This window comes from Pelatocladus sp. (genome assembly GCF_059505505.1).
Window position 1 is genome coordinate 1 of sequence record NZ_JCACKS010000061.1, and the last position, 12,425, is coordinate 12,425.

The window sequence follows — 12,425 nt, forward strand, 5'->3', positions numbered from 1 at the left end:
TTCGGCGAACCCAAAAATCATTTCGGCGAACCCAAAAATCATTTCGGCGAACCCAGAAATCATTTCGGTGAACCCAGAAATCATTTCGGCGAACCCAAAAATCATTTCGGTGAACCCAGAAATCATTTCGGCGAACCCAGAAACTAATACCAATTTGATAAAAGAATGCGACAGATGGACTTACAGAACTCTTATGCACCAAAGAGTTTCCTAATCCAAAATCTAAAATCCAAAATCCTGTTAGAAGTTGACTACATCCATACTTCTGCAAGAAGTCTATTCAGGATAGGGTGTAGGAGAATAGGGGAAAGGTAAGTAAAAGTAAAAATAAAAAAAATATTAATTATTTATTTTTACTTTTTGCTTATGTGGCTTTTGAACTACCCTTAAAACGTAGATGGAGGGCGAGATGGGACTAATGGATCGGATTGGGCGGGTAATTCGTGCTAACATCAACAGTCTGATTGGGTCTACGGAAGATCCAGAAAAAATTCTGGAAAAAACCGTTTTGGAAATGCAGGATAATTTGGTACAACTGCGACAGGCGATCGCCGCCGCGATCGCTAGCCAAAAACGTACAGAACGCCAAGCAGCGCAAGCCCAATCCGCAAGTGAAGAATGGTATCGTCGCGCCCAATTAGCATTACAACAAGGTAACGAAGTTCTAGCACGCGAAGCCCTCACGAAGCGCCGTGCTTACGAAGAAACAGCTACAGGGCTTTATAATCAAGTAGAAGAGCAAAGTAGCGTTGTTGCTCGGCTCAAAAAAGATATGCGATCGCTAGAGCTAAAGATTACCGAACTTAAAACTAAAAAAGATATGTATATTGCTCGCGCTCGTTCTGCTGAAGCTAGCGTGAAACTTCAAGATTTGCTAGAAGGCGTTTCTGGTACAAGCAGCTTGAGTGCTTTTGAGCGCATGGAAGAAAAAGTTCTCCAATTAGAAGCCCAAAAAGAAGCAATTGCTGTTACGGGAACAGATGAATTGGAAAAACGATTTGCAGCCCTTGAATCTGAAGTAGATACCGAACTGTCACAGATGAAAGCAAAATTACCTAGTAGTACGGTAAATACACAATCAACACCACAGCAATTACCCCAAAGTGAGAATTAAGCACGATTGGGCAATTTGTAAGTTAAAAGCATATCTTAAGAATAAGGGTTTATCAAGGATGAAGGATGAAAGGGAAAAGACTAAGGGTGAAGGGTGAAGGGTTAAGAGGGAAGGGGAATGAGAACTGAATTAGTCTGAAAAGATTAAATTTAAATAAGTAGTTTTCATGAACTGCGTACGAATAAAAATATGACTCTGAAGATTTCTACCCTAATCCCCCAATCCCCGTACTCTATGAGAAGCCGCTGACGCGTCTACGCGTAAGCGTCTCCGTAAGGAGAATCCCCGATCCCTATTTTCAAGTCAAACTAATTGCCAAAGTCGCGCGTAAATCTTTCAAAGGAAAAACAAAATTATGGGATTATTTGATCGTATTAGGCGAGTAGTCGGCGCCAACCTCAATGATTTAGTCAGTAAAGCCGAAGATCCTGAAAAAATGCTGGAACAAGCAATCCTGGAAATGCAGGAAGACTTAGTTCAGCTGCGCCAGGGAGTAGCTCAAGCGATCGCGGCTCAAAAACGCACTGAGAAACAGTACAATGAAGCTCAAAATGAAATCAATAAGTGGCAACGCAATGCCCAACTTGCACTGCAAAAAGGTGACGAAAATCTAGCACGCCAAGCTCTAGAGCGCAAAAAGACTTTTACCGACTCAGGAACTGCTCTCAAAGCCAGCTTAGAGCAGCAAACAGCTCAAGTTGACAATCTCAAGCGTAACCTTATCCAGCTCGAAAGCAAAATTTCCGAAGCTAAGACTAAAAAAGAAATGCTTAAAGCTCGGATCACTGCTGCTAAAGCTCAAGAGCAACTCGAAGGTATGGTGCGAGGTATGAATACTTCCTCCGCTATGGCAGCTTTTGAGCGCATGGAAGAAAAAGTCTTGATGCAAGAAGCCCGCGCCCAATCAGCAGCAGAGTTAGCTGGTACAGACTTAGAACATCAATTTGCAGCTTTGGAATCTAGTAGCGACGTAGACGATGAATTGGCAGCTCTCAAAGCTTCCCTGGCTCCTGCTCCTACTCCTCCTGCACTCCCAGCCCAAGGATCTACCACTAACACTGAGCAATCAAACACTTCTAAATCTAACAATGAAGTGGTTGATGCTGAGTTAGAATCGTTACGCAAGCAATTAGACCAGATGTAACACTTTGATCATACTTTTGAAATTGGTCCCACACCTTTTTATAGATGTGGGATTTTGCGTCAGGTGCTTTGTGGGGAGCGGGGAAAATGATTCAAAATTCTGAGCTATATGGTTTTAATACATATCTTATAGTTTTTGTCAATGTGTGTTTGTTAATAAATATAAATAGTTTATAGTGAGAATAATTATTAAATATTGGCTATGGATGATTGACTAGTTTGGGATAGAGTAATTTTGTGTGTCAACTGATAACGATACCACCATTAGGAGACGGGAATGAGTAAGGGTGTCAAAATCATAACTGATGCTGAGTTTGAAACCGAAGTTTTGCAAGCCGAGGAGCCAGTATTAGTTTACTTTTGGGCTTCTTGGTGTGGTCCTTGTCAATTGATGGCGCCACTAGTGAACCTTGCTGCTAATACCTATAGCGATCGCTTAAAAGTAGTGAAAATGGAAATTGACCCTAATCCAATTACTGTTAAGCAATACCAGGTAGAAGGAGTACCTGCTCTCAGGCTGTTCCAAGGTGATAATATCTTGGCATCTGCTGAAGGAGTTATCGGTAAAGAGAAATTAATTAGTTTCTTAGATACTCACCTAAACTAGTCATTGGTCATTGGTCATTGGTCATTGGTCATTAGTATTTTAGACAAATGACAAAGGACAAATACTCAAATGCAATTTGCAAAACGTTTACAGCCGTTACAATTTAATGTATTTGCCGATATGGATAAAGCCAAGGCGAAAGCTTTGGCTACCGGACGGCAATTAATAGATTTATCTATGGGATCTGCGGATCTGCCAGCTGCATCCCATGTAGTAGATGCGATCGCTCAATCTTTGTATAATCAAAGTACCCACGGCTATTTGTTATTTCACGCTACTCAAGGCTTTCGTCAAGCTGCGGCGCAATGGTACGAGCAAAAATTTGGCATTGCTGTAAATCCAGAAACAGAAGTACTACCACTGATTGGTTCTCAGGAAGGGACAGCCCATTTACCCTTAGCAATCCTCAATCCAGGAGATTTTGCTCTGTTACTTGATCCGGGTTATCCTTCCCATGCTGGGGGAGTTTACTTAGCTAGTGGTCAAGTATACCCCATGCCATTACGTCCAGAAAATGATTTTTTACCAGTATTTGCTGATATTCCCACACCTGTATTAGCACAAGCACGGATGATGGTGTTGAGCTATCCACATAATCCTACCAGTGCGATCGCACCATTATCTTTCTTTCAAGAAGCAGTCGCCTTTTGTCAGCAGCACAATCTTGTTCTAGTTCACGATTTTCCCTATGTTGATTTAGTCTTCGAGGAAAATGGAAATCAGGGATTGGGAATCGGGGAAGGTTGGGTTCCCTCAATCCTGCAAGCAGATCCCCAAAAAACCGTCTCCATAGAATTTTTCACACTTTCCAAGTCTTATAACATGGGCGGTTTTCGGATTGGCTACGCCATTGGTAATGCTGAATTGATTCGTGCTTTGCGTCAAGTAAAAGCAGCAGTTGATTTTAATCAGTATCGTGGTATTTTAAACGGTGCGATCGCGGCTTTGGTTGGACCACAAGATCTAGTCAAAGCTTCTGTTGAGAGATTTCGTCAGCGTCGGGATGTCTTTGTTAATGCTTTACATCGCATTGGTTGGCAAGTTTCTATACCCAAAGCCACAATGTATGTTTGGGCAAAATTACCGGAATCGTGGAGTCAAAATTCTGTAGAATTTTGTACCCAGCTACTAGAGAAAACTGGAGTGGCTGCTTCTCCTGGTACTGGTTTTGGCAAGTTTGGGGAAGGCTATGTTCGTTTTGCTTTGGTACACGAGCCAGCTATATTAGAAACTGCTGTCAGCAGAATTGCTGAGTTTTTGTAACTAAATCAAGAATAAATCAAACTATATTAAGTTCGTAGTAAGGACTTTAGTCCTTTTTTGAGGACTAAAGTCCTCACTACAAACCATCTTCCTTGTCCCCAATCCCCAATCCTCTAAAAAGGTAAAAACTGAAATAACACTGAAGTCACACTTCCAAAAAAGTCCATAAAACTGGGTTTACCACGATCTAGTTGTGCTGTTTGGGGTGTTTGTAGTTGTTTAATAAAAACTTGTGCTGTTTGTATTCCATCACGGTCATTTTGATTTGTAAATAATTTTTCTGCTGCTTGGGCGTCTTGGAAAGCACCTTGTTTATCGAATAATTGGTAACGAGCAGTAGCACGAGCTAAATAAGCACCACCATAGTCTGGTTTGAGTGCGATCGCTTGATTAAAATATTCCAAAGCCCGTTGTTGATTACCTTTTTGCGCTTCGGTAACACCCCAAGCATAGAACTCTTCTGGTTTGGCAATTTGCAATGGGATACCATAAGCACCTTGCAAGTTGGCGCCGTTGAGATTCACTCCTGTCAAATCTGCATTGATGAGATAAGTATTTCTCAAGTCTGTACCCATGAGAATTGTCCCAGTTAACTTAGCACCACTGAGATTCACGCCAAATAAGCTAGCACCACTCAAGTCTGCACCAGCTAAGTCCGCACCACTGAGGTTAGCACGGCTAAGATTAGCACCACTGAGGTTAGCTCCTTTGAGATTTGCATTGCTCAAGTCAGCCATTACCAACCCTGCGCCGCTAAGGTCACAATTTTCACACTGTTTACTGGCTAATAACTGTCTGATGTGTTCTGAATTTGCAGCTAAGACAATTTGATTAAAACTAATTGTAGCTATAAATGTGGCTATGGCTAGGATTTGGCTTTTCATTGCTTATACTGAATACTCAACCTTACCGTAGACACATTTATACTCTAACTAATATTTTTCAGCCAACCCCACCTTTGGAATTAAAAATTAAAAATGTAAAATTAAAAATTGGTTCGATATTCATGTAGAGACGTAGCATTGCTACGTCTCTACAATGTGTAATGCGATTGGAATCACCTAATTAGTTCCCCGATGGATCAGCAGCATGAACTAAATCTGGTTGTTCTTCGCTGGCTGGAATTTGAATTACCTGTTCAATTGTTGGTCTTATTTGTTCTGTAAACTCACGCAGTTCTACAGTTTTACCTGTTTGCGCCGATGCGATAATGGCACGAATAATACGAACATCTGCTAAACCTTCGTCTCCTGATGGTTCTGGATTCTTACCATTGAGTATGCAGTCTGAAAAGTAAACAATTTCGGCAGCAAACTGATCACCAGCAGGATAAGATTGCTCTTGAGTTTGGTTATCAATAGTAATTTGTTGCTTCAGTTCTCCTTGATAGGAATATGCAGAATCCATTCGTAGATCGCCTTTTGTTCCTAATATCTGCAAAGTAGAAACTGGTGCAACACCAAAACTAGAAGTAAAAGTTGCCAATTTATCATCAGGAAAACGTAGGATAGCACTTGTCATTTCATCAATTTCTTCAAAGCGCTGCTCACTATTATTTCCACAAAATGCAACTACTTCTATGGGTTCATCTTGAAAAAGATAACGAGCGGCATTTATGCAATAAATTCCCATATCATAAACTGTACCGCCACCATTGGAAATTGGCTCTAAGCGCACATTACCTTCGGCTACTTGCTGAGAAAAGACAGAGTTAAAAATGCGGGGACTACCGATTTTTCCTGAATTAACTATTTCTACTGCTTGCATATTGGCTTGATCAAAGTGCAAGCGATAGGCAATCATCAATTTGACATTATTATTACGGCAAGCACTAATCATTTCCTCACATTCTTGTTCTGTGACTGCCATAGGCTTTTCACAAAGTACATGTACTCTTGCATTGGCAGCTTTGACAGTATATTCACAATGTAAATGATTCGGTAGAGCAATGTAAACTGCATCCGCAGCCCCACTTCTCAAAAATGCTTCGTATTCTTCATATGTAAAAGCAGGAACATCATACTCTTCACTCAGTTCGTGACGCTTAATTAGGTCATCAGAAAATAATGCTACTAATTGAGAGTTTTCTGCATTTTCAAAAGCAGGTAAAACTGTTTCTTGAGCAATCCAACCCAGTCCAATCACAGCATAGCGTACTTTACTGTTTTTCTTATTTGAAATAGATGCCATAATTTTTGTCTCCATTTTATTGGTTTATAGTCTGTTCTTATGTTTGTATTTGAGTTTTTATAATTCGTCAATAGTCTAATAGGCTTGGTGTTAAGGATTTTTAGAAAATTGGTGTGTAGAGACACGAAAGAAATTACCCTGGGGGATCTTGCTACGCGTCTCTACAAAAAATTGTGGGTTTAACACCAACCTTATTGGTCAATAGTCATCTAAATTCAAAGCACAGATGAATTATCTAAATGAGTTTTATTTATTTTTTAATACAATCTGAAATAAAATCTGAAAATTATTTTTTTACTCCTTAAACAATTGAAGAGAACAGCTTCAGATAAATACTCCAAATCCATCTTAGTTTCCCTCACTTTTACCAAAAGAGAGAAGACATATGTAACCGAAACAATATCTCAAGCCGTCCCTATATTTAGTTAATCTTTATTTCCAATAGCTAATGATGAATTGATATAGCGCTTCTCGGTTGTGTGCAATACGCTGCGCCCAGACGTTACATGTAACGTCTCTACATTGTTCATGGCGGTGTATTTGATTCAAATGAGAACCGCTATATTCATCGTTGGCACTAAAATCAACTACCACCAAACTCTATTACCATTTTCATCAACTCTTGCTTCTCGAATGACATCAGAAATTTCTTCAGCATCCTTAACGTGGTGGAGTGCTTTTTGCTCTCCATCTGGTTCTTCCACTACAAAATAGGTAGGAACAGTGATTTGGTCTCCTGTAATGTCAGGAGAATCTACAGCTATCTGTTGGCTTTTTTCTTCGATTGTTTCAGGCTCATCAGTAATGCGATCGCCAGGATTTGCTGTTAAATTTTTTTCCTTTACATCTTGTTCTTCTTTGGAATGCCAATCTTTACTCACTGGTTGATTAATTTGATTTTTTTGTTGGTCTTTCATAGTAAAATCTCTTTCGTTTTTAAATCGATTCGTTACTACGACCACTTTAGTCAATCAAAACCTGGATTTGCTCCTTCGTCAGGAGTAATCTCGGTTTATGTATATTGATATAAATTTCAGAGACGGTAGTTAAGAGTAAATGATTAGTTATCCGTTATTGCTTGATTTTTCTCAACAAATATAAACTACTCATTTCTATATAAACGGGTTTAGTCATGATAGTTTACTGCTGCAAGCATGAGATAATTCCAAAAATCAATCTCTACTGACTAGCAACTAGCAATTCAATTCTCAAAACAAAATAAAACAAATAAATAATAAAGATTGTTTATCCTCATTCCAAAGATAGAAAATTATGTAATAAAATCTAAATCGTTAGATATAAACTTAAACTAAAATCTTGTATATATTCCAAATATATAAAAATGCCCGACTTTGAGCAGTTTCTACCACCGCTAACGGATGACAAATTGTCTCAGCAGAGGCAAGCATCTAAACTATCTACAACTGTGATGATAGCAAATCAAGAGCAGGCGATGCTGCTTCAGCTTGTCGATGGTCGCATCCAGGCTTGTAATCCTTTATCTGAGAAGATTTTAGGACTAAAAGCAGAGCAACTAATCGGGCGTAGTTGGCTGGATGAATCCTGGCGAACCATTAGTGAAGATGGTTCTCCTTTTACTCAAGACAATCATCCATTTATGGTCGCCCTGACAACAGGTCAACCCTGTTTGAATGTGGTCATGGGATTATATCAGCCTTATGGTGAACTTGTCTGGCTACTGGTGAACTCACAACCTTTGTTTTTACCAGGAGCAACTATACCTTATAGTATTGTTACAACTTTTACTGAGATTATCACAACATCAAATCTAGCATCGGTTTTAGATCACAATGAAGTTGCTTTGGCAACAGCGCTGAAGGAAAATCCTAATTTAATTCAAAGAATTGCTAGTAGTAGCTTAGGTACGTTGTATATTTATGACCTTGTTGACGAGCGTGTCATTTACATTAACAATCACGTTACTCAAATTCTGGGTTATACTCAACAAGAAATTCAAACAACAGGGCTGCGATCGCTTTTGCAGCGCATGTACCCTGAAGACTTTACTCGACTTCCCACTCATTATGATCGCCTTAACTGTGTTACTGATGGTGAAGTAGTTAGTTTTGAATTTCAATATCGACATGCAAATGATCAATGGCGTTGGTTACGTTGCTATGACACAGTATTGCGGAGAACAACTCAAGGTTTAGCACAACGAATTCTGGGTTTCTGTGAAGATATTACTGAGCAACGGCTGAAAGAAACCGCCTTACGTCAGAGTCATGAACGGTTTGAATTAGCAGCAGCAGCAGTGAACTGCCTAATTTATGATTGGGATAGCACAAGTAATACTGTACAAAGAACTCAAGGTTTGACTGAGCTTTTAGGTTACACACTAGAAGAAACTGAACCAACATCAGCATGGTGGCGATCGCACATCCATCCTGATGATATCCAACAAGTCGATCAAGACTTTGCAGGAGGTCTAGCTAAAGGAGACCGTTTTTATACTCAATATCGAGTCCGTCACAAAGATGGTCACTATCTGTGGGTCGAAGATCGAGGATTAGCAGTACGAGATCACAAACATGATATTATCAGAATAGTTGGTGCCACCACTAACATTAGCGATGCCTTACGGCAAGTCGCTGCGCGTCTACGCAAACAAACAGAAGCAGACTTACGCGAAAGTGAAGAACGCATCCGCCTAGCCACCGCCGCAGCAGAGTTAGGGATGTGGTTTTGGGATCTCACCACCAATGATTTAGTGTGGACAGCAAAATGCAAGCAACTATTTGGACTTGCAGCCAACACAGAAATGAGCTACGAGATATTTTTAGATTCTCTGCATCCAGATGATCGCCAGTTTACTCATCAAGCAGTCATGCAAACTCTGGAAGCCAAGGTTGACTATGATGTAGAGTACCGCGTTATTTGGCCTAACGGTAGTATACATTGGATTGCAGCCAAAGGTCGGTGCTTGTACGATTATACAGGCAAAGCAGTACAGATGATGGGAACTACCCAAAATATTACCGAGCGTAAGCACACAGAGGAAGCATTACGTCAAAGTGAAGAACGCTACAGAATGCTGAGTGAAGCGATACCCGAAATGATCTGGACATCAAATGCAGCAGGCGTCACTGATTATACAAATCAACGATGGTGCGATTATTCGGGACTCACTCTCGAAGAAACTGTTGGAACTGGTTGGCAGAAACTACTGCATCCAGATGATTTGGAATCTACTATCCAACGCTGGCAAGAATCTTTACAAACCGGAATTCCCTTTGAAAACGAACAGCGTTACAAAAGAGCAAGTGACGGTACATATCGTTGGCATTTAGTTAGAGCTTATCCCCTTAGAGACAATCAAGGAAACATTATTAAATGGTTCGGCACTTGTACTGATATTGACGATCAAAAACAAATACAACAACAACGCGCTCGCCTGTTAGAGTTAGAACAAGCCGCTCGCGCAGAAGCAGAAACTGCCAACCGCATTAAAGATCAGTTTTTAGCTATTCTTTCCCACGAATTGCGATCGCCTCTCAACCCCATCTTAGGTTGGACAAAATTACTCAGAAGCCGCAAGCTAGATCCAACAGCCACAGATCGCGCCTTAGATACTATCGAACGAAATGCCAAGTTACAGATTCAACTAATTGATGACTTATTGGACGTTTCCCGTATTCTCCGAGGTAAACTGAGCCTAAATTTAGCCACCGTCGATTTGACAACAGTAATTAATGCTGCATTAGAAACCGTACAATCAGCTGCACAAACTAAAAAAATTCAACTTGAGTATATATCTCCCCCCACTTCCCCTATCTGTGTTCAGGGTGACTCAAATCGTTTACAGCAAGTCGTCAGCAATTTACTTTCCAACGCCGTCAAATTCACACCTAGTGGTGGTAGGGTGGAGGTGCGATTGTCTCAGGTACTGGGGACTGGAGATTGGGGATCAGGGAACGGGGATCAGGAATCTGGGATCAGGAATCGGGGATCAGGAATCGGGATGGTTAATAAAATTCAACTATCAACCCCAATGCCCAATGCCCAATGCCCAATCGTGAACTATGCCCAAATAGCAGTTACAGACACAGGTACAGGTATTTCTTCGGAGTTTCTACCCTACGTATTTGAATACTTTCGTCAGGCAGATAGCAGTACAACCAGAAAATTTGGTGGCTTGGGATTAGGATTGGCAATAGTGCGCCACTTAGTCGAATTGCATAGCGGTGTAGTTACAGCAGATAGTCCAGGAGAAGAGCAAGGAGCTACATTTACTCTAAAGTTGCCCCTCATAGAACAACAAGCAGGTGTTGAGGAAACAGACACAGAAAAAGAAGTAGATAAATTTAGCTCTTCGTATCTAGCTGGACTGCGGATACTAGTAGTTGATGATGATACCGACACACGGAATTTTCTGGAATTTTTATTAAAAGAGTATGGAGCGATAGTAACTGTTGCCAGATCGGCAAACCAAGCTCTCACAACTTTAGCACAGTTGCAGCATGACTTATTAATCAGTGATATCGGGATGCCTGAAGTCGATGGCTACGGTTTGATTGAGCAAATCAGAGCCATACCTCCAGAACAGGGTGGAAACATTCTAGCGATCGCCTTAACTGCCTATGCTGGAGATAGCGATCGCTCACGGCTATTAGCAGCAGGTTTCCAAGCCCATATTGCCAAACCAGTCGATATAGATCAATTACTCCTAGCGATCGCAGATTTGTGTAGCCCTTTGGGGTAGGGGATTGGCAGGGTGGTTTCATACAAGCAGAAAAAAATTAAAATCTTCTTTTAAAGCCTCTCCTCTTAATAAGATACAGCTGGCGAATGGTGGGTCTGACCCCTCGTTCACCCACAAATTGGTTTGTAGAGACGTAGCAATGCTACGTCTCTACATCTGTTGGGATAACGAAAAATCGTTCAATGAGGGGTGATACCCCTGATTCGCCAGCTGTATCTTAATAAGGGGAGAGGTTTGGAGAGGGGTAAAAATCTATGCTTCAAAACGAGAAATACAGACTTCCATATTTTTCTTTTTTCGTATGAAACCATCCTGCTTTGGGGTAGGGGATCGGGGATCGAGGTGTAGGCAATACGGTTCGGATAAGACAAATTGATTAATATTTAAACCCTGTAGAGACCTGATATATCGCGTCTAGTACAACCCCAAAATTATCTTTTATTGACTTTTATCTTCAGATGTGCTATTTTTGCGCTAATAAAATAGATAAAAATCAAAATATCAAACGTGAATATATCCAAATCACAAAAAAAACCGCGTGTCTTATCTTGGCAAGCGGTTTTCTCGCTATTAATGTTTATATTTATGTACTTACCAATATTGGTACTTGGGTTTTATAGCTTTAATAATTCACCTTACAGTGCTGCATGGCAAGGTTTCACCCTAGATTGGTATCGCCAACTCTTGAGTGATGAGCAAATTTTGTTGGCTTTAAAAAATAGTTTAATAGTTGCTTTAAGTGCTGTAGGTATTTCAGCAGTGCTAGGAACCCTTATGGCGGTAGGTTTGGCGCGCTATCAATTTCCGGGTAAAGAATTATATCGCGGAATTTCTTATCTACCGTTAATTATTCCCGATATTGCGATCGCAGTAGCTACCTTAGTGTTTCTCGCAGCAGTTGCTATTCCCCTACTTGGCATTTCTTTAAGTATATGGACTATTGTCGCAGCCCACGTAGTATTTTGTCTTGCTTATATTAGTCTAGTTGTTTCAGCAAGATTGACTAACCTAGATCCCCACTTAGAAGAAGCCGCTTTAGATTTAGGAGCTACACCATTACAGGCTTTTCTTAAAGTATTATTACCTCAATTAATGCCTGGTATTATCGCTGGTTGTCTGTTAGCGTTTGTCCTGAGTTTAGATGATTTTCTCATCGCCACCTTTACTGCTGGTAGTGGTTCCAACACTCTACCAATGGAAATTTTTAGCCGCATTAGAACAGGAGTCAAACCCGACATTAATGCTTTGAGCGTCATCTTAATCTTTATCTCAGCAACAGTCGCCTTGATCGCCGAATTAATTCGCGCTTCTTCGGAAAAAATAGGCAATATTAAAAAGTAAAAAGTAAAAAGTAAAAAGTAAAAAGATAATCCCCATAAATAAAT

The 12,425-nt window shown here is 40.5% G+C and carries 9 protein-coding genes; 6 read left to right on the plus strand and 3 right to left on the minus strand.

Annotated elements, in window-relative coordinates:
* Positions 1–409 precede the first annotated feature (409 nt).
* From AC5JMK_RS06240 to AC5JMK_RS06255, 4 genes are all read left to right on the plus strand, one after another.
* Positions 410–1,114, plus strand: coding sequence for a PspA/IM30 family protein (locus AC5JMK_RS06240; RefSeq protein ID WP_096675167.1), 705 nt, complete (start codon positions 410–412; stop codon positions 1,112–1,114).
* 355 nt (positions 1,115–1,469) lie between these two features.
* Positions 1,470–2,258, plus strand: a complete 789-nt coding sequence (locus AC5JMK_RS06245; RefSeq protein ID WP_495909669.1) for a PspA/IM30 family protein — start codon at positions 1,470–1,472, stop codon at positions 2,256–2,258.
* Positions 2,259–2,534: 276 nt separating this feature from the next.
* Positions 2,535–2,864, plus strand: a complete 330-nt coding sequence (locus tag AC5JMK_RS06250; RefSeq protein ID WP_096675169.1) for a thioredoxin family protein — start codon at positions 2,535–2,537, stop codon at positions 2,862–2,864.
* Between the two features lie 69 nt (positions 2,865–2,933).
* Positions 2,934–4,127 carry an LL-diaminopimelate aminotransferase gene (locus AC5JMK_RS06255; protein ID WP_096675170.1) on the plus strand — a complete coding sequence of 398 codons (1,194 nt, stop codon included), beginning with the start codon at positions 2,934–2,936 and terminating at the stop codon, positions 4,125–4,127.
* A gap of 113 nt (positions 4,128–4,240) precedes the next feature.
* Here AC5JMK_RS06255 and AC5JMK_RS06260 read toward each other — a convergent pair whose 3' ends face one another.
* The 3 genes from AC5JMK_RS06260 to AC5JMK_RS06270 form a co-directional block, all read right to left on the minus strand.
* A complete protein-coding gene (locus AC5JMK_RS06260) occupies positions 4,241–5,011 on the minus strand; it encodes a pentapeptide repeat-containing protein (protein ID WP_495909670.1) in 771 nt (256 codons plus the stop codon).
* A gap of 181 nt (positions 5,012–5,192) precedes the next feature.
* Positions 5,193–6,317 carry a Gfo/Idh/MocA family protein gene (locus AC5JMK_RS06265; protein ID WP_096675172.1) on the minus strand — a complete coding sequence of 375 codons (1,125 nt, stop codon included), beginning with the start codon at positions 6,315–6,317 and terminating at the stop codon, positions 5,193–5,195.
* Between the two features lie 587 nt (positions 6,318–6,904).
* Entirely contained in the window at positions 6,905–7,234 is a 330-nt protein-coding gene (locus tag AC5JMK_RS06270) for a hypothetical protein (RefSeq protein WP_096675173.1), read from the minus strand.
* Positions 7,235–7,659: 425 nt separating this feature from the next.
* On the opposite strand from AC5JMK_RS06270, the gene AC5JMK_RS06275 reads away from it, so the two are divergent.
* Both AC5JMK_RS06275 and AC5JMK_RS06280 read left to right on the plus strand, forming a co-directional pair.
* Positions 7,660–11,040 carry a PAS domain-containing hybrid sensor histidine kinase/response regulator gene (locus AC5JMK_RS06275; RefSeq protein WP_495909671.1) on the plus strand — a complete coding sequence of 1,127 codons (3,381 nt, stop codon included), beginning with the start codon at positions 7,660–7,662 and terminating at the stop codon, positions 11,038–11,040.
* Positions 11,041–11,547: 507 nt separating this feature from the next.
* Positions 11,548–12,381 carry an ABC transporter permease gene (locus AC5JMK_RS06280; protein WP_495909672.1) on the plus strand — a complete coding sequence of 278 codons (834 nt, stop codon included), beginning with the start codon at positions 11,548–11,550 and terminating at the stop codon, positions 12,379–12,381.
* Positions 12,382–12,425: the final 44 nt, after the last annotated feature.

Excerpts from the sequence above, each read along its gene's own strand:
- AC5JMK_RS06240 (WP_096675167.1), top strand. The coding sequence starts at position 410 with ATGGGACTAATGGATCGGATTGGGCGGGTAATTCGTGCTAACATCAAC.
- AC5JMK_RS06245 (WP_495909669.1), top strand. The coding sequence starts at position 1,470 with ATGGGATTATTTGATCGTATTAGGCGAGTAGTCGGCGCCAACCTCAAT.
- AC5JMK_RS06250 (WP_096675169.1), top strand. The coding sequence starts at position 2,535 with ATGAGTAAGGGTGTCAAAATCATAACTGATGCTGAGTTTGAAACCGAA.
- AC5JMK_RS06255 (WP_096675170.1), top strand. The coding sequence starts at position 2,934 with ATGCAATTTGCAAAACGTTTACAGCCGTTACAATTTAATGTATTTGCC.
- AC5JMK_RS06260 (WP_495909670.1), bottom strand. The coding sequence starts at position 5,011 with ATGAAAAGCCAAATCCTAGCCATAGCCACATTTATAGCTACAATTAGT.
- AC5JMK_RS06265 (WP_096675172.1), bottom strand. The coding sequence starts at position 6,317 with ATGGCATCTATTTCAAATAAGAAAAACAGTAAAGTACGCTATGCTGTG.
- AC5JMK_RS06270 (WP_096675173.1), bottom strand. The coding sequence starts at position 7,234 with ATGAAAGACCAACAAAAAAATCAAATTAATCAACCAGTGAGTAAAGAT.
- AC5JMK_RS06275 (WP_495909671.1), top strand. The coding sequence starts at position 7,660 with ATGCCCGACTTTGAGCAGTTTCTACCACCGCTAACGGATGACAAATTG.